16 protein-coding genes are annotated in these 18,747 nt (G+C 53.1%); 5 read left to right on the top strand and 11 right to left on the bottom strand.

The features are described from left to right. Positions 1-38: 38 nt before the first annotated feature. The 9 genes from recC to rppH all read right to left on the bottom strand — a co-directional run bounded on the left by recC (position 39) and on the right by rppH (position 9,996). Positions 39-3,407, bottom strand: coding sequence for an exodeoxyribonuclease V subunit gamma (recC, locus tag OGY10_RS18945; protein ID WP_286577186.1), 3,369 nt, complete (start codon positions 3,405-3,407; stop codon positions 39-41). A gap of 12 nt (positions 3,408-3,419) precedes the next feature. Continuing rightward, positions 3,420-3,743, bottom strand: a complete 324-nt coding sequence (locus OGY10_RS18940; RefSeq protein WP_284879789.1) for a prepilin-type N-terminal cleavage/methylation domain-containing protein — start codon at positions 3,741-3,743, stop codon at positions 3,420-3,422. Beyond that, positions 3,728-4,135, bottom strand: a complete 408-nt coding sequence (locus tag OGY10_RS18935) for a DUF2509 family protein (RefSeq protein WP_125363220.1) — start codon at positions 4,133-4,135, stop codon at positions 3,728-3,730. Before OGY10_RS18935 ends, OGY10_RS18940 begins: the two co-directional genes overlap by 16 nt. Then, on the bottom strand, positions 4,132-4,695 hold the full coding sequence (locus tag OGY10_RS18930; protein WP_219987660.1) for a prepilin peptidase-dependent protein: 564 nt from the start codon (positions 4,693-4,695) through the stop codon (positions 4,132-4,134). Before OGY10_RS18930 ends, OGY10_RS18935 begins: the two co-directional genes overlap by 4 nt. Beyond that, positions 4,686-5,156: a prepilin peptidase-dependent protein gene (locus OGY10_RS18925; RefSeq protein WP_128611732.1), complete on the bottom strand. Its 471-nt coding sequence runs from the start codon at positions 5,154-5,156 to the stop codon at positions 4,686-4,688. The genes OGY10_RS18930 and OGY10_RS18925 overlap by 10 nt, the downstream gene beginning before the upstream one ends. A gap of 183 nt (positions 5,157-5,339) precedes the next feature. Continuing rightward, positions 5,340-6,134, bottom strand: coding sequence for a thymidylate synthase (gene thyA / locus OGY10_RS18920; protein WP_060683296.1), 795 nt, complete (start codon positions 6,132-6,134; stop codon positions 5,340-5,342). Positions 6,135-6,140: 6 nt separating this feature from the next. Further along, the gene (gene lgt, locus OGY10_RS18915; RefSeq protein WP_003825606.1) at positions 6,141-7,016 is read right to left on the bottom strand and encodes a prolipoprotein diacylglyceryl transferase; all 876 of its coding nucleotides are present in this window, start codon (positions 7,014-7,016) and stop codon (positions 6,141-6,143) included. Between the two features lie 190 nt (positions 7,017-7,206). Continuing rightward, on the bottom strand, positions 7,207-9,453 hold the full coding sequence (gene ptsP / locus OGY10_RS18910) for a phosphoenolpyruvate--protein phosphotransferase (RefSeq protein WP_003825604.1): 2,247 nt from the start codon (positions 9,451-9,453) through the stop codon (positions 7,207-7,209). A gap of 12 nt (positions 9,454-9,465) precedes the next feature. After that, entirely contained in the window at positions 9,466-9,996 is a 531-nt protein-coding gene (rppH, locus tag OGY10_RS18905) for an RNA pyrophosphohydrolase (protein ID WP_003825602.1), read from the bottom strand. 684 nt (positions 9,997-10,680) lie between these two features. Between rppH and mutH the strand changes: the two genes are divergently transcribed. From mutH to OGY10_RS18885, 4 genes are all read left to right on the top strand, one after another. Beyond that, on the top strand, positions 10,681-11,376 hold the full coding sequence (gene mutH / locus OGY10_RS18900; protein ID WP_003033965.1) for a DNA mismatch repair endonuclease MutH: 696 nt from the start codon (positions 10,681-10,683) through the stop codon (positions 11,374-11,376). A 75-nt stretch (positions 11,377-11,451) separates the two neighbouring features. Next, positions 11,452-12,165 carry a TerC family protein gene (locus OGY10_RS18895; protein ID WP_003033961.1) on the top strand — a complete coding sequence of 238 codons (714 nt, stop codon included), beginning with the start codon at positions 11,452-11,454 and terminating at the stop codon, positions 12,163-12,165. Between the two features lie 144 nt (positions 12,166-12,309). Beyond that, complete coding sequence (gene ygdR, locus OGY10_RS18890) at positions 12,310-12,528, top strand: lipoprotein YgdR (RefSeq protein ID WP_000758660.1); 219 nt, start codon at positions 12,310-12,312, stop codon at positions 12,526-12,528. A gap of 106 nt (positions 12,529-12,634) precedes the next feature. Then, positions 12,635-13,675, top strand: a complete 1,041-nt coding sequence (locus tag OGY10_RS18885) for an NADP(H)-dependent aldo-keto reductase (protein WP_003825597.1) — start codon at positions 12,635-12,637, stop codon at positions 13,673-13,675. Between the two features lie 100 nt (positions 13,676-13,775). On the opposite strand, the gene lplT is transcribed toward OGY10_RS18885, so the two are convergent. Next, positions 13,776-14,969: a lysophospholipid transporter LplT gene (gene lplT / locus OGY10_RS18880; RefSeq protein ID WP_008785713.1), complete on the bottom strand. Its 1,194-nt coding sequence runs from the start codon at positions 14,967-14,969 to the stop codon at positions 13,776-13,778. Next, positions 14,962-17,121 (bottom strand): bifunctional acyl-ACP--phospholipid O-acyltransferase/long-chain-fatty-acid--ACP ligase, encoded by a 2,160-nt coding sequence (gene aas / locus OGY10_RS18875; protein ID WP_191226829.1) that lies wholly within the window; start codon positions 17,119-17,121, stop codon positions 14,962-14,964. Before aas ends, lplT begins: the two co-directional genes overlap by 8 nt. Before the next feature lie 597 nt (positions 17,122-17,718). On the opposite strand from aas, the gene galR reads away from it, so the two are divergent. Beyond that, the gene (gene galR / locus OGY10_RS18870; RefSeq protein WP_008785714.1) at positions 17,719-18,747 is read left to right on the top strand and encodes an HTH-type transcriptional regulator GalR; all 1,029 of its coding nucleotides are present in this window, start codon (positions 17,719-17,721) and stop codon (positions 18,745-18,747) included.

Genomic DNA, 18,747 nt, shown 5'->3' with positions numbered 1-18,747 from the left:
AGTGGAAGCCATCGAATTGCGCAATTTTTATACAGTCATCAGGACTGGTTAAAGCGAAAAATCGGTAACAGATAGCGCTGTGACTGTAAAACAATAGCCTCCTGCGTATCAGCATCCAGTTGACGCCAAAGACGCTGATACCAGATATCATCACCTTCGCCACGTACCATCATGTTGCCTTCATAGGCTTGCAGAAACTTACTGCGCGCTTTTTGCAACGTTGCATCGTCATCTAACATGGCATCATTTGCGGCGTCATAACAGGTTTTTATCCATGCACCACCGCTTTCGGGCAATACCAGCAACGGTGACGACATGCCTTCCCGATACCCCTCAATGAGTTGCGACAGGTACAGCAACGCCTGTTCTGCATCCAGCGGCGGAAAACGCCATTCTCCATCTTTACGCAGGAACAATCGGCTCTCTCCCCTACCGCCACTGGCACAATAGACAAGATGTTCCAGCCAAAGTTGCACACCCTGCGCAATGCTTATCAAAGATGGGCGCCAGCGCAACAAACCGTCCTCTTGCACCTGCGGCAGCCAGCCGGTGATTTGCACGCCGTGACAGTTAAGATCGATTTCCATGCTCTGACAGGGCTGACGACAGGCGATAATGCGTTCAGCCAGCGACTGCATTTCCTGACGCTGCGTATCCCACAGAATTTCGCCAAACGGCCCATAGGGTAGCGCGCCCGCCGCACGAAAACGGCGGAACAGTCGTTCAGCATCGTTCTCTTCAACCAGCGTATTAAGCAATTGCTGATTAAGCTGGTAGCGGGTTAACCCTTCAAGAGTGAAAGGTTCCGTATCCGGGATCTCACTCTCTTCAGAGCGGAAGTTGACCCTTAAACGCATCTGGAAAAAGGCGCGTACCGGATGTGCCCAAAATCGCTGCAGCGTTTCCAGCGTTAGCGTTTCTGGCATTTCAAAGGGAAGAGGCTGCACAAAATCCGTGTGCGCTTTTCCTGACAGACTCGCCGCAGGCAGCCATTCCCGGGCATAGCTTTGCTGTTCGCCCGGCAAATAGTTTTGTGCATCAAAGGGCATACGGGTATGCAAACGGGTTATATGCGCTTTTACCCTTGCCTCGCTTTGATCGCAGGTCAACGATTCATCGCCCGGCAGGTAGTGGCTTTGCCCGATGTAGTCCATCAGTTCTTGTACCAGCACCGACGGGAAGCGCTCGCTGTTATCCTGAATAGAGCGGCCAATGTAGCTGATGTAGAGCGTCTGCTGTGCCGAAATTAATGCTTCGAGGAACAGATAGCGGTCATCATCTCGACGACTGCGATCGCCCCGCATCGGTTTTTGGCTCATTAAATCAAAGCCCAGCGGCGCAAGTTGACGCGGATAAACCCCATCGTTCATACCCAGCAGGCACACCACTTTGAACGGAATGGAGCGCATCGGCATCAGCGTACAAATGTTAACGGGCCCCGCCAGGAAGCGCTGGCTGATGCGTTCCTGGTCAAGGCGCTGGGCTAGCTCATCACGCAACAGAGAGAGCGGTATAGCATCGCCGTACTCGGCCCCTAAACCTTCGGTAATAATGGCCTGCCACTGCTGTTCAATCAGCGTCATTGCCGCTTCGGTGTCCGCGTCCGGTAGGAAGAAATCATTAAGCATTTCCCGACAAACGGGTAGCCACTCTTCCAGCGGTCGTTCCTGCGCCAACCCACTACGCCAGAGATTAAGCTGCATCAGCAACGAGGCCAGATGCCCTACCAGCTCGGCAATCAGGCCGCTGGACTCATCGTAAGGCAATACCGATTGCCACTCGCCCTTCGAGCTTTCCATCGCGTAGCCGAGCAGCATACGCGTTAAACCAAATTGCCAGGTATGCTGACCTGTCGGCGGAAGTTCCAGTTCACGCACGTTATCGTCGTCAATTCCCCAACGAATCCCGGATTCATTGACCCATAAGCGAAGATAGCGCAACCCTTCTTCATCAATGTTGAAACGCGCCGCCAGCACGGGAACATCCAGTAACGCCAGGACATCCTCTGAGACAAAACGGCTATCCGGCAGCGACAGCAGGCTGATAAAGGCCTGTAAGACGGGATGAGACTGGCGTGCCCGACGGTCAGATATCGCATAAGGTAAGTAACGCTCGGCTGGCGCGCTACCAAAGACCGACTGAATGAATGGGCTGTAGCTGTCGATGTCCGCCACCATCACGATAATATCGCGCGGTGTCAGCGTTGGGTCCGCTTCCAGCATGGCCAACAGCCGGTCATGAAGAATTTCCACCTCGCGCTGTGGGCTATGGCAGACATGGAAAGTCACGCTGGCGTCGTTCAGCTCAAGCCGGCGTTTATTGTCGCTACGGGAATATTCTTCCAGCGTAACGCCCGCCACGGCATGACTTTCAAGTTCCAGAATATCCGATTGAATATTATGCAAAAGGTTGTCAGGCGTAATGTCGACAAACGCATCCAGTTCCTGACTGTTTTCCAGCTCCGAAAGCAAATAAATGTAATCACGCCCCAGCTTGCCCCACGAGGCCAGCATCGGGTTGCCCACATCCTGTTCGCCATCGCTGTTAAATAATCCTTCGGCTTTCTGATTATCACGAAACAGCGGCAGATGCCGTTCTTCAAAGCTGTGCCGACGCTGACGTGCCATCAGCTTCGCCAGCCAGGCCGGATCTTTAATATCCCCCCAGTAGTAGCGACAAGGGTTGGTAAACAGCAGATGAATATCAATGTGCTTACCCAGCGCCTGCAAGGCCTGCAGGTAAACCGGCGGTAGCGCCGAAATACCACAAATAAAGACCCGAGAAGGCAGTCCCTGTGGGCACTCGGACGCGTTTTCCAACGTCTGAATAAATCGTTGGTATAAATTGGCACGATGCCAGCGCGGTTGGCCCAATTCCGCGGTGTATTCCACCAGCGCTTTCCACAACGGTGCCTGCCAGGCCTGAGACTCGCCAAGCCCCTCAACCTGTCGCCCCGCTTCCCACTGGGTCAACCAGTCAGGGCGGTAGACTAAATACTGATCGAAAAGGTCAGCCGCGCGCGAGGAAAGCTGAAAAAGCTTACGTTTATCAGTGTCGTCCGTCAGATAGTGGCGTAGCAATGCGAAGTCATCGCTATCCAGCAATTGTGGCAACAGCGTCATCAACTTCCAGCTCATGCTCTGTTTGCTAAACGCGCTCTCTTTCGGGATATCCGGCAGCACGCGCACAAACATATCCCAGATAAAACTCGCAGGCAGCGGAAAATCGATGTTGGCGGCAATACTAAACTTCTGTGCAAGGGTCATTTGTAGCCACTGCGCCATACCGGTACTTTGAACCAGGATCATCTCAGGTTCAAAGGGGTCGTCCAGCCGCTCGCGCTCAACGATAAATTCCATTAACGCTTCCAGCACATCCAGACGGTTGGAGTGGTAGACCCTTAACATAGCGACTCCTGACTACTGACGATTCGGGCAATGCAGACGCGTCATCTGACCCTGCCTGCCGTGGGGTGAAGAAATTATAACGTTGATGCTGACACATCCCGCTCTCGTTGTCTGCATTCGGTTAACCTGCCAGTTCACAGGCGATGAAAACGGGTACAGCTGGGTTTGCTGCCAGGCGTGGCGCCAGAGTTGCTGATATTGGTTTCTGATGATAAAGCTGTTCATTAGTACCCGCTGGTATCCTGACAACGCGGTCACAATCATGATCATCAGTACCATTGCCAGCATCACTTCCGGCAGACTAAAGCCACGCTGTCTGTTCAGGGGATCTGGCATAACGTCTGCTCCTTTAGCGGACAAAAATCGCTCCAGCCACGCGCCGAAAATTCTATGTTGCCATCAATAACCGCCCCCTGACGCCATAACGATATCCCTTCATAGTGGGCAATAAGCAGAACAAAATTATTGGTAAGCCGACGCAGACAAACCGCGGCATCCTGCGTGGGATCGCGCCGACACTGTACGGGGGGTTGTAAGCGCCAGGGCTGTGTACGCCCCCATTCCATCGCGGATTGCACTACCGCCTGACGCTGCAGCGCCTGACTTTGTGTGGCCACACGCGCAGCAAAACTGGCCTCCTGTCTGCTAACGCCTTGCAGCAGCAGACTACCGAGCACCAGCAGCAACAGGACCATTGCCAGAGAGGATACGCCTCTCTCACGGTTCACAGGTTGAATCCCGTAACGCTGTAGACCGCTTCAACAACTTTTTGTGGTTGGTCATTGCTCACTCCACGCAAACGCAGCGTAAGAAGCGGGGAATATCCGCTGAAATTCAGCCTTTCAACCTGGAATGCCTCAATCTGCATCGTGGCCGGATCGGTCATTTTCTCCCATCCTTTGCCAGTGCAGCCGGTGGCTCCACGCACGGTTTCCAACACCTTGTCCTGTAAACGAAACCCAATAGAATCAGCCTCTTTCACGGGACCGCTTTCCCAAACGCCATTGCTGTTGGCATCCCAGCGGGCAATAACACAGTCTCCCTTAGCCGATATCACCAGTCCCTCTCCGACACAGTTTCCCCGGCAATACCCCGCCCGCTGAAGATGCTTCGCCACGGTGTAGACCCGCTGCCATATTTCATCTTCCAGTACTAACTGGCGCGTGTTACGCAGAATCTCTCGCTGTAGCGCCGGTAAAAATCGTGCTGAGCTAAGCAATAAAATACTGCTAATCGCCATGGCAATGAGCATCTCCAGCAGTGAAAATCCCCGTTCGTTTACTGACATAATCTGGCCTCATCGCGCTCGCAAAGCCTGATTCGCCCCCAGCCAGACACCACCACGCGCCATTCCCCAGTCGCATTTTTCAGGCGTATATGTCCGGCCCATGCCGTATTGCGCAGTCCAAAAAAGGCCAGTGAAGGTGTTATCTCTGCCATTTCGACGTCGTCCCAGAGCGGTGTAAAAACCAAAGACGAAGCGGGTCGACACGTGGTTTGCGAAGCCGCAGAGCTGACAAAACACCATGATGTGCCATCCCGAATCACGCTTATCACGTGATCGCGGTTACGCCAGTTAGCATCTTCACGCAGTTGCAGCAGGTAGTCCCGCACCTGGCAGGCGGTCTGCCACAGCCGCTGTTGCTGCTGCCAGCGCTGCCAACCATACAGCCCAGATGCACCAAGCGCCGCGACAATCAGCATCGCAATCAGGGTTTCGAGAAGCGTGTAACCTTGTTGTTTTTTCATATCGCCAGTATGGCGTGAGGAAAATGAATAACGAGCGGGAAATTCGGTTTCTACGGCGAGCTATGGGGAATATTTAGCGCGTTACAGGCCGTTGCAATATTTCAGGAATCCACGCCGAAGAACGCGATTTGAGACAAAAAAAACCGACGCACATGGGCGTCGGTTGTGACAGCATGAAACAGGTTAGATAGCTACCGGTGCTTTAATACCCGGGTGCGGATCGTAACCTTCAATTTCGAAGTCTTCGAAGCGATAGTCAAAGATTGATTCAGGCTTACGTTTGATAACCAGTTTCGGCAGCGCGCGCGGTTCACGGCTAAGCTGCAGATGAGTTTGATCCATATGGTTGCTGTACAGGTGCGTGTCGCCGCCGGTCCAGACAAAATCACCCACTTCCAGATCGCACTGCTGCGCCATCATGTGTACCAGCAAAGCGTAGCTGGCAATGTTAAACGGCAGGCCGAGGAACACATCGCACGAACGCTGATACAGCTGGCAGGAGAGCTTGCCATCCGCCACGTAGAACTGGAAGAACGCATGGCACGGTGCCAGCGCCATTTTATCCAGCTCGCCGACGTTCCATGCTGAAACGATGATGCGGCGAGAGTCCGGATCATTTTTCAGCTGGTTTAGCACTGTGGTGATCTGGTCGATATGGCGACCATCTGGCGTAGGCCACGCGCGCCATTGTTTGCCATAAACCGGGCCTAAATTACCGTTTTCATCCGCCCATTCGTCCCAGATTGAGACGTTGTTTTCATGCAGGTAGGAAACGTTAGTATCACCCTGCAAGAACCACAGCAGCTCATGAATGATCGAGCGTAAATGGCAGCGTTTAGTCGTAACCAGCGGGAACCCTTCCTGCAGATTAAAACGCATCTGATGACCAAAAATGGAAAGCGTTCCGGTTCCGGTACGGTCGTTTTTCTGTGTGCCTTCATCCAGCACTTTTTGCATCAGTTCTAAATACTGTTTCATGGTTCCTCAGGAAACGTGTTGCTGTGGGCTGCGGCGGTACGCCCAAACCATCATAATAATGCCTGCGACAATCATCGGGATAGAGAGGATCTGCCCCATGCTGATGTACTGTACCCAGGTGCCGGTAAACTGCGCATCCGGCTGGCGGAAGAATTCAACAATAATACGAAACGCGCCATAACCAATCAGGAACAGACCGGATACCGAGCCCATCGGGCGCGGTTTGCGAATGTACAAGTTCAGAATGATAAACAGCACAACGCCTTCCAACGCCATCTCATAAAGCTGTGAGGCGTGGCGTGGCAGCGAGCCGTAGGTATCAAAAATAGACTGCCATTGCGGGTTAGTTTGCAGCAGTAAAATATCTTCGGTACGGGAGCCCGGGAACAGCATGGCGTACTTGAAGTTCGGGTCAACGCGTCCCCACAGCTCACCGTTGATAAAGTTGCCCAGACGCCCTGCACCAAGGCCAAAGGGAATCAGCGGGGCAATGAAATCAGAAACCTGGAAGAACGAACGCTTAGTGCGTTTGGCGAAGATAATCATCACCAGGATCACACCGATAAGTCCACCGTGGAAGGACATACCGCCGTCCCAGACGCGGAACAGATACAGGGGATTATCGAGGAATAACGGGAAGTTATAGAACAGTACGTAACCAATACGCCCACCGAGGAAAACCCCGAGGAAGCCCGCATACAGTAAGTTTTCTACTTCATTTTTGGTCCAGCCACTGCCCGGACGATTCGCGCGGCGCGTCGCCAGCCACATCGCGAAAATAAACCCCACCAAATACATTAAGCCGTACCAGTGAAGCGCGACGGGTCCGATTGAGAAAATGACCGGATCGAAATCCGGAAAATGCAGATAGCTACTGGTCATCTGTCACCACAAGTTCTTGTTATTTCGCTGAAGTCAGACAGCAATTGATAAGCGCGCCTGCATAATGCAGGCGCTCCAAAGGTGCGAATGATAGCACAAGGGGTTAGAAGCGGATGCCGGGAAGATGTAAAAGATCTGTATAGGTAATCTCTATCCCCCGTAATACCTGATAGCGCTACGCTTATCAGACCTACAATCCCCCGCGAATCAAGCCCCCCATGCCACGACGCTCCATGAAGGCCGCTACCTGATGGCGTACTTCTGTTGCCATCTGTGCCTCCAGGCTGCGCTGCGCCAGCGTTTGCGCCTCATCAAAATCGATATGACGCAGCAGATATTTTACGCGAGCGACAGAACGACCGTTCATCGACAAATGACGGAAACCGAGACCGATCAGAATAGCCACACACATCGGGTCGCCCGCCATTTCACCACACAGGCGCAAATCGATACCGCTTCTTTCGGCTTCCTGCGCAATCATCGCCAGCGCACGCAACATCCCCGGATGCAGGCTGTCATAAATGCTGGCTACCCGTGTGTTGTTACGATCGACGGCCAGTATGTACTGGGTAAGGTCGTTGGTTCCGACCGAGATAAAGTCTATCCGGTTTGTCAGATGCGGCAGCATGAACACCATCGACGGAACTTCCAGCATGATGCCAATGCGCGGTTTCGGGATCTCGTAACCGATCATCTCCTCCACTTCGCGTCCGGCGCGTTCAATCAAACGTCGCGCTTCGTCCACTTCATCGATGCTGGTTACCATCGGCAGCAAAATGCTCAAGTTTCCGGTTGCCGCATTCGCACGCAGCATAGCGCGAACCTGGATCAAAAAGATCTCCGGCTGATCGAGCGTTATGCGGATCCCTCGCCAGCCAAGGCACGGGTTCTCTTCACTGATCGGCATGTAGGGCAGCTGTTTATCGGCGCCGACATCCAGCGTACGCAGGGTCACCGGCTTGTCGTTAAACATTTGCAGCATACCCTGATACTGCGCAACCTGTTCTTCTTCCGAAGGAAATCCGCTTTGCAGCATGAACGGGATTTCGGTGCGATAGAGGCCAATGCCGTCGATTCGGCTACCCAGCTTTTCTTCATGTTCCGGGCTGAGGCCCGCATTGAGCATCACCTTCACGCGCTCGCCGCTTTTCAGCTGTGCTGGCTGGTTGACGTCGTCTTCCGCCAGGCGGCTCAGCTCAATTTCTTCACTGATAAGACGCTGGTATTCCTGGATTAATACCGGTTCCGGATCGACCAGCAGTTCACCGCGATAACCGTCCACCACCAGCGTACGGCGATGCAGCACCGACGGCTGGATATCGGCCCCCATGACGGTAGGGATACCCAGCGCACGCACCATAATTGCCGCATGAGAGTTGGCTGCGCCGTCCCGGACAACCACGCCAACTAACCGGTCCTGAGGAAGCTCCGCCAGCGTGGTTGCTGAAAGTTCATCCGCCACCAGCACAAAGCGTTCCGGCCAGGCATTCGGCCCCTGGATAGAGTCATCAAGGTGGAACAGCAGACGCTGGCCCAGCGCGCGTAAATCTCCGGCCCGCTCTTTGAGGTAGTTATCGCTCAGCGCGGCGAACTGTTCGGCAAACTTTTCAATGATCGTTTTAACCGCCCACTCGGCCACCGAACCGTTATCCACTTCCGCAAACAGCTCGCGGCGCAGACGGGTATCGGAAAGCAAGTGCGAGTAAAGATCAAAGATCGCCGCCGTTTCTTTCTGCGCCCCAGCGGTAAAACGCTTGCTGTAGCGGCGGAATTCGTTCGCCGCCTCTTCCAGCGCACCGGTCAGTCGCTCGCGTTCAAGCACAGGATCCAGCGTTGAAGCCTGGTAGACCTGTTCCATCAACGGCAGCGTCGCATCCTGCCAACCTTCGGCTATTGCCACACCGGGAGCGGCAGGCAGCGCACGGATGCGCGTTTGACGGTACTGGCCGAACAGCGCGTTTAGCTGCGACTGCGAAAGTATGGCCGCCATTTGCGTGGCGAGCGTGACGAGGAAAGACTCTTCACTTTCATCGTACTGACGCAGTTCACGCTGCTGCACCACCAGCACACCTAAAAGCTGGCGACGCTGAATGATCGGTACGCCTAAGAATGCACGAAAACGCTCTTCTTTTACCGAAGGAATGTATTTAAAGCTGGGATGTTTTTGCGCATCGGCGAGGTTGATAGGTTCCGCCAGCCTGCCAACCAGGCCAACGATACCTTCATCAAACGCGAGTGCGACAGTGCGACCACGTGGTTTTTTTAGTCCCCGGGTCGCCATGAGGTAATAACAACGTCGATCGTGATCGGCCAGATAAACCGAACAGACCTCTGTATCCATCGCAAGACAGATGTCGGTAACCAGTATATTCAGCGCTTCGTTCAGACGCGGAGCACTGGCCACCTTTTCGACTATTTCGCGCAGGCGGGTGAGCATAATTTGCGTAGCTTAACCTCTTTTACGTCTGTACGCAGGTGCGCTTTGCGGTTTAGGAGTGCTCTCCTGAAGCGCCATGACAACACTTGCGAATTCTTTCATCACCCTGCGATAGACATCGCGTTTAAATGACACCACCTGTCGAACCGGATACCAGTAACTCACCCAGCGCCAGCCGTCGAACTCAGGTGTACTGCTGGTTTGCATATTGATTTCAGCATCGCTGCTGACCAATTGCAGAAGAAACCATTTTTGTTTCTGGCCGATACAAACCGGCTTCGTGTCCCAACGCACCAAACGTTTCGGTAACTTGTAACGCAACCAGTTACGAGTAGAAGCAAGGATCCGTACATCTTTACGACTGAGACCCACTTCTTCAAAGAGTTCCCGGTACATCGCCTGCTCTGCTGTCTCTCCTGCGTTGATCCCACCTTGTGGGAATTGCCAGGAGTGCTGACCAAATCGCCGGGCCCACATGACCTGCCCCTGGCGGTTACAAATTACTATCCCTACATTCGGGCGGTAGCCATCGTCATCAATCACCGGACTACCTCAACATAAACCTTATATACAAACGATTGTTTCACACTCCTGAGGGGCGGTAAACCACTCTGTTAAGGGTGCGATATTCTAATAACAATTGAATAACTCACAGTTAAAGGCCGAGTTATAAACAGAAGAAGGGCAAGCAAGGCGATTTTATTCACCTTTTCTGTGGATATAGTTGTGAAGAAGTACGGAATTACTATGGGAAAACCCAGAACAGTCCGAATAAGACATTCGTCACATATCAAAAATACTCTTATACATTCATAAAGTTAAAACCGATCCACGCAGATTAACACACAGAAATGTGATGTGCATCACGCATACGATCTTCACGCTGATGAAAGATCGACCAGCGTTGGTTTTATCCACAGATTATGCCAATAAGTTAGGCACAATTTGTGTGAAAATTCGATTTTCGTCGCACGTCAAGGCTGTAAATTGAAACAGTAGTGGGGGTTTTTCACAGTTATCCCATCTTTCTGTGGATAACATGGTGTAAGATCCTGTTCATTGTCAGTGACCAGAATTGGAAAACCCGCTTCGCTGTTGCGCAACTCTGCGAACGTGAATCTAAAAACCAATATAAATCATAGAATTGAATAAAGCATGTGGAAAAAGATAAACTCTGTCCACACGGTATAAAATCATTGCTCATTTTTTCACCTAAGGGTTAACCCGATGCCAGAACTCCGTCCGTTGCTTTCTCCCCCTGAATCTGAAGCCCAGTTGCTGAGCCAGGCACGGCAGCTTTCGGGCTACGCGTTAGGAGAATTAGCGGCAATGGCGGGAATCGTTACGCCGAAGGATCTTAAGCGCGATAAAGGCTGGATTGGCGTCCTGCTGGAAATCTGGCTCGGTGCCAGCGCGGGCAGTAAACCAGAGCAGGATTTTGCGGCGCTTGGCGTGGAGCTGAAAACGATCCCTGTGGACAGTCTTGGCAGACCGCTGGAAACCACCTTTGTGTGTGTGGCGCCGTTAACCGGCAATACCGGCGTCACCTGGGAAACCAGCCATGTACGGCACAAACTCAAACGTGTTCTGTGGATCCCGGTAGAAGGCGAACGCAGCATCCCTCTGGCTGAGCGCCGCGTCGGCTCTCCCCTGCTGTGGAGCCCGAATGAAGAAGAAGACCGGCAATTGCGTCTGGACTGGGAAGAGTTAATGGACATGATTGTGTTAGGACATGTCGAACGCATCACCGCTCGCCATGGGGAAGTACTGCAACTGCGTCCTAAAGCCGCCAACGCCCGCGCGCTTACCGAGGCCATTGGCGCCAACGGCGAACCCATCCTGACCCTGCCACGCGGCTTTTACCTGAAAAAGAACTTCACCCGCGCATTGCTTGAGCGACATTTCTTGTTCCAGGCGCAATAGGCACCGTCCGGCCTTTCACCCGCCGCGTTACGGGCCTATAATTACCGCTTCTTTTTTTTGGCAGGACTTTGTTCGATGTTATTTGCATGGATAACCGATCCTAACGCCTGGCTTGCGCTCGGTACGCTGACGCTGCTGGAGATCGTTCTTGGGATCGACAATATTATTTTCCTTTCTCTGGTTGTAGCCAAACTCCCGACAGCGCAACGCAATCATGCCCGACGTATTGGGCTGGCGGCGGCGATGATCATGCGTCTGGCACTGCTGGCTTCTATCGCCTGGGTAACGCGGCTGACAAACCCGTTATTCGAGCTGTTTGGCGAGGCGATATCAGCACGCGACCTGATCCTTCTGCTGGGGGGATTGTTCCTGATCTGGAAAGCCAGTAAAGAGATCCACGAATCCATTGAAGGTGAGGAAGAGGGGTTAAAAACCCGCGTATCTTCTTTCCTGGGCGCGATTGTACAGATCATGTTGTTAGACATTATCTTCAGTCTGGATTCCGTGATTACTGCGGTTGGTTTGTCCGATCATCTGTTTATCATGATGGCGGCGGTGGTGATTGCCGTAGGCGTGATGATGTTTGCTGCTCGCCCGATTGGTGAGTTTGTCGATCGCCACCCTTCGGTGAAAATGCTGGCGCTCTCGTTCCTGATTTTGGTCGGTTTTACGCTAATTCTGGAAAGTTTCGACGTCCACGTTCCGAAAGGATATATCTATTTCGCCATGTTCTTCTCTATCGCTGTAGAGACCCTGAACCTGTGGCGTAATAAAAAAAATCCGCTCTGAGGAAACCCATCGCTCCCTGCAAGGGGAGCGAATGCCGGCCACACCTACCCCTTCTCACAGTTTAAGATTTTACTGCTTTCACCATGCACAACTTCGCGTTATTACTAAACTATTGTCAGACGCAGGCCATGTGAGGATAAGCAGATGAAAAAATGGGCAGTTTTGATTTCCGCCGTAGGACTGGCTTTTGCCGTTTCCGGATGCAGCAGCGATTATGTTATGGCGACAAAAGATGGTCGAATGATCCTGACCGATGGAAAACCAGAAATTGACGATGATACCGGTCTGGTGAGCTATCACGACCAGCAGGGCAATGCGATGCAGATTAACCGCGATGATGTGTCTCAAATCATTGAACGCTGATGGTTGAGGTCAGCAGCGCGCTGGCCTTAACAATTTTACTTCCCTTTTTCTCTTCCCTCAGCCATTTTTATAATCCTTATGTCGTGATTATAAAAAGGAAACGGCTATGCAATATCACCGTATACCCCACAGCTCGCTGGAAGTCAGTACACTGGGGCTGGGCACAATGACGTTTGGTGAACAAAACAGCGAAGCCGACGCACATGCACAGCTCGATTATGCCGTAGCACAGGGCATTAATTTGATCGACGTTGCCGAGATGTATCCGGTACCGCCGCGTCCTGAAACCCAGGGTCTCACCGAAACCTACGTAGGTAACTGGCTCGCCAAACACGGCAGCCGCGAAAAGCTGATCGTTGCTTCTAAGGTCAGCGGACCATCACGTAACAACGACAGCGGCATTCGACCGAATCAGGCGCTGGACCGTAAAAATATCCGTGAAGCGCTGCACGACAGCCTGAAAAGACTGAAAACTGATTATCTGGATCTGTATCAGGTTCACTGGCCGCAGCGCCCGACCAACTGTTTTGGTAAGTTAGGCTACAGCTGGACAGACTCCGCGCCGGTCGTTTCCCTTCTCGATACGCTGGACGCACTGGCCGAGTTTCAGCGCGCTGGGAAAATTCGCTACATCGGCGTTTCTAATGAAACCGCGTTTGGCGTGATGCGCTATCTGCACCTGGCGGACAAACACGATCTGCCACGCATCGCCACCATCCAGAACCCCTACAGCCTGCTGAACCGCAGCTTTGAGGTTGGACTGGCTGAAGTGAGCCAGTATGAAGGTGTTGAGCTGCTGGCTTACTCTTGCCTGGGCTTCGGTACGTTAACCGGGAAATACCTGAACGGCGCGAAACCTGCCGGTGCACGCAATACGTTGTTTAGCCGTTTCACGCGCTACAGCGGCGAGCAGACGCAGAAAGCCGTTGCGGCCTATGTGGATATCGCGAAACGCCATAATCTGGATCCTGCGCAAATGGCGCTGGCATTCGTGCGTCGTCAGCCGTTTGTCGCCAGCACTTTGCTGGGCGCCACGACGATGGAGCAGCTAAAAACCAACGTTGAAAGCCTGCATCTGGAGTTGAGCGAAGAAGTACTGGCAGAGATTGAAGCGGTGCATCAGGTGTATACCTATCCTGCACCGTAACAGTTAGCGCCTGATGGCGCTACGCTTATCAGGCCTACAAAGTGAGCATCCTGTAGGCCGGATAAGGCAACGCCGCCATCCGGCAACAGCATACAACAGACTAATGGCGGCGCTGCCAAATCCACAGCGCCGCAATCGCCAGCGCAAACAGCGCACCAAATCCAATACCAATCGCAACAGCCGGGATCCCCACCAGCACCGCCAGTGAGTAAATACCGAGCATCAACAGCATCGCGCTGTTTTCGCCCAGGTTTTGCACCGCTATCGCATTACCCGCGCCGACGCTTTTCTTACCCCGTTCCTGCAGCAACGCATTCAGCGGTACCACAAAGAAGCCACCCGACACGCCGATAAGCATCAGCAATGCGTAAGCCGGAAGCAGCGAATGTTGAAGAGAGAAAATCAGCACCACGACGCCAATCAGGATCCCCGCAGGCATACAGCGCGACACGGTTTCCAGCGTTACCAGCTTCGCTGCCGCACCCGCACCGACCACAATCCCGATCGCTACCATGGCATTGAGGTAGGTCGGTGTGGCGTTATCGGTGATGCCGAGCGCCACCGGGACCCACAGCACCAGCAGAAAACGCAGCGTAACGCCCGCGCCCCAAAAAAGGCTGGTTCCCACCAGCGAGAAACGCGTCTCGCCATTACGCCACAACGATGAAGCCGCACAGAAGAAACTGCGCGTCATTTTCCCCAGATGCCAGGACTGGCCAGGACGAGCCGCGGCCAGTTTCGGGATATACAGGTTAGCCACCACCGCGCCAGCATAGGCCAGGGCACAGGCAGAAAGCGCGGCAATCACGTGCCAGTCGGCCAGAACGCCGCCGGCGACAGAACCGAGCAAAATCGCGGCAATGGTGGAGGCTTCCATCAGGCCGTTAGCCTTCACCAGTTTGTCGCCGGTAGTCAGTTCACCGAGAATGCCGTACTTGGCCGGTGAATATGCCGCCGCGCCGATCCCCACCAGCGTATACCCAAGAAACGGATTAATACCGAAGCAAATACTCGCCGCGCCCAGCAGTTTCAGAGCGTTCGCGAACATCATCACTCTGCCTTTGGCAAAGCTATCCGCCACCTGTCCCACAAAGGGAGCAAACAGAATGTAAGCGCCCACAAACACCATTTGCAGGATTGGCTGACTCCAGTCCGGATAGAATTGTTCTTTCAGCAACGCCAGCGTAGCAAACAGTAACGCATTATCGCCAAACGCCGATAAAAACTGCGCGGCGATAACGGACATCATCCCTTTGGACCAGATTGAAGTGTTAGTGTGCACTGACTCACTCATGTTGTTTTTCCGGCTCATCAACCCAGCTTTTCAGCGTAACAAAATCCGGCTTACCGCTGCCGAGTAAGGGGAGTTGCTTCAGATGGCGAATATCACGCGGTACGGCGAGTTCAGGTACACCGTGCGCCCGCGCATACTGCTGTAGTTTTTCACGCGTGAGTTCGCTATCGGTAGTGAACAGCACCAGCGCCTCACCTTTGCTGGCATCACTCTTGATCGCCGTGGCGTGCATTTTGTCTGCGGATACCGCCAACGCCAGTTGCTCAACCATTTCCAGCGAGACCATCTCTCCGGCAATTTTAGCGAAACGCTTAGCGCGTCCCTGAATCTGTACAAAGCCGTTTTCATCAAAGCGCACGATGTCTCCGGTGTCATACCAGCCGCGCTCAATCTCACCTTGCGCATTTTCTGCCGTCGGCACTTCCAACACGCCAGGTTTTTCGACGCGCAAATAGCCGCTCATAATATTAGGACCTTTCAGCTGTAAACGCCCACCGTCCTCAATTCCCGGAACGGCCAACAGTCGAGCATCCATACCAGGCAAGATGCGCCCTACGGTTCCCGATTTTGCCGCCATTGGTACGTTAATCGACACAACCGGCGCACATTCCGTCACGCCATAGCCTTCAAGAACGCGCAGGCCAAATTTCTCCTGCCACAGCTGCTTTGTGCTGTCCTGAAGTTTTTCCGCTCCCGCCACCACATAGCGCAGGCGGTGGAAATCGTACGGATGCGCAAAACGCGCATAGTTGCCGAGGAACGTTGAAGTACCAAACAACACGGTGCAGTTCCGGTCGTATACCAGCTCTGGCACAATGCGGTAATGCAGCGGGCTGGGATAAAGAAACACTTCTGCGCCAGTCAGTAGCGGCGTGAATAATCCCACCGTCAGGCCAAAGGAGTGGAACAACGGCAGCGCCGACATAAAACGGTCATCGGCGGTGAAATCGGCAATCGTTTTGATCTGCTCAACGTTCGCCAGAATGCTTTTATGACTGTGAACCACACCTTTCGGATGGCCTTCTGAGCCAGAAGTAAAGAGGATCACCGCAGCGTCTTCCGGCTGCTGCTTCACCTGCGCCAGATGCGGTGCCAGCAGATGTGAGAAAATCCACAGCTTATCGCTAAAGGTCACATCAGCTTTTAAGTCTTCCAGATAAACCCAACGCACCTGGGTGAGCTGTTCCGGTAAATGCCAGAGTTTGCCTTTATCGAGAAACTGTCGGGATGTGAAGATCGTTTTAATTTCAGACGCAGTAATGGCGCTGGTTAATCCTTTCACGCCCGCGGTGTAGTTCATCATGGCCGGAATGCGTCGACGCGCAATGGCGCCAAAAATAACCGCCGCGCTGATCCCCGCGTTTGGCAGCATCAGGCCGATTTTTTCACCTTCGACACTGTATTTTTCCAGAATACGGGCCACAAAGAGCGTCTTTGTCAGCAGCTTGCGGTAGCTGTCCGGGGTAAAGTTAACATCTTCAATGCAGTTTTTGCCTGCGCCAAAACGGTATTTCGCCGCCAGCAGCGACTCGTATAGCGTTTCACGCGGACGAACCGCCATGCGTGCTTCCATCATAATTTGATGCAGCATCTCTCCGGCAATTTTGCGGCGATCGCGAGCACGCGGAGCTTCCGGCATCGGCAGTTGTGTCGGCGGTAGGATATGTAAGCGGATGCTCGGGAAGAATCGCTGTTTAACCAAACCTTTCAGGCGGCTAAAGCGGGAAAGCTCTGCGCCTTCAATGCGCACAGGAACGACCGTCGCCCCCGACTTTGCGGCGACAAACCCCGCGCCGTCATAAATTTTCATTAACGAACCGGAGGTAGAAATACGTCCTTCCGGGAAAATAACCACCGGACGGCCCTGTTCGACCAGACGAACCAGATGTTTAATCGACATCGGTTTGGTTGGATCTAACGGTACGAAATCAATCAGCGGGGTTAGCCAGCGCATATACCATTGCTGGCTGATCGAGGTGTAAACAGCGAAGACGGGACGAATCGGTAAAAAGAGCGCCAACAGGATGCCGTCTATAAATGAGACATGGTTGGGAGTGATTAGAACGCGTTCTCCCTGTAGCGCGCTGACATCGCCCGTGACGCGAACGCGGAAAAGCACGCGAAACAGATTACGAAAAAAGCCAAATAGCATCTCAACTCCCTGTGCCATTAATTATATAAACATCAATGGTGGGAGAGTATACGAGTTGGGGAATTGGCGCGACAGGTAACTGGTAAATACAATCCGAAAAAAAACCTGCGCATCCGCGCAGGTTGGTGCAAGAGACAGGTACGAAGTGCGTACCGAATAATCTCACCAATCAATACCTCTGGGATCTTGATTGTGGTCGTCAGCAGCCAGATACGCCAGTGCGAAAACGCAAAGGAATGAACCCAAATGCAACGAGTTGTGTAAATTATCGGTTACTGTTACAGATAGGCTGAAGGTAAAAAAAAACCTGCGCATCTGCGCAGGCTGGTGTAATTCTAGTGATCAACCCGAAAGTTGATTTCACCTATCAATACCTCTGGGATCTCAACTCTAGCAATCTGCTCAGTTCCCTCACCAGCGAACAATCGCAACAGCACATCGCAAAGTGTAAGCAAAAATTAGCATTTTCTATTTTCTGTCTTACTTCGCTCGTGTGCGCTCACATTTGCGACCTTCTGACGGGCAATCTGCTTGAACAGCCAGCCATTTTCCGTAACACTGACGGAATGTAAGCGTTTACCCACAACAGGTACTATCATGGCGACCATAAAGGATGTAGCCCGACTAGCTGGTGTATCAGTCGCCACCGTTTCTCGAGTGATTAATGATTCCCCTAAAGCCAGCGAAGCATCGCGCCTGGCCGTAACGAGTGCAATGGAATCACTCAGCTACCACCCCAACGCCAATGCGCGTGCGCTGGCACAACAATCCACTGAAACCATCGGTCTGGTGGTAGGTGATGTGTCCGATCCATTTTTTGGGGCAATGGTTAAAGCTGTCGAGCAGGTGGCGTATAACACCGGTAATTTTTTACTGATTGGTAACGGCTACCATAACGAACAGAAGGAACGACTGGCGATTGAACAGCTCATTCGCCACCGCTGCGCAGCCCTTGTTGTCCACGCAAAAATTATCCCGGATGCTGAGCTGGCATCGCTCATGAAGCAAATCCCCGGCATGGTATTGATTAACCGAATTCTGCCGGGATTCGAACAACGCTGCGTTGCCCTTGATGACCGTTTCGGCGCATGGCTCGCGACCCGACACCTCATTCAGCAGGGCCATACGCGCATTGGCTATCTGTGCTCCAATCACACGATTTCAGATGCTGAAGATCGTCTGCAGGGCTATTACGACGCGCTGGCAGAGAGCAATATTCCTGTCAGCGATCGACTGGTAACGTTTGGTGAACCGGATGAAAGTGGCGGTGAGCAGGCCATGACCGAGTTACTTGGCCGTGGCAAAAACTTCACTGCGGTAGCCTGCTACAACGACTCAATGGCGGCTGGTGCCATGGGCGTATTGAATGATAACGGCATTGATGTGCCGGGAGAAATCTCGCTGATTGGTTTTGATGATGTGCTGGTTTCCCGCTACGTGCGCCCGCGTCTGACCACGGTGCGCTACCCGATCGTGACGATGGCAACCCAGGCTGCCGAACTGGCGCTCGCGCTGGCGGAGAAGCGTCCCGTGCCTGAAATTACCCACGTTTTTAACCCAACTCTGGTGCGTCGCCATTCCGTTTCGACGCTGACAGAGCCGGGGAATTCATCGTCAAACGAATAA

The sequence above is a fragment of the Citrobacter sp. Cpo148 genome (genome assembly GCF_030332375.1).
Classification (GTDB): domain Bacteria; phylum Pseudomonadota; class Gammaproteobacteria; order Enterobacterales; family Enterobacteriaceae; genus Citrobacter; species Citrobacter portucalensis.
This window is presented reverse-complemented; position numbering and strand designations above follow the sequence as displayed.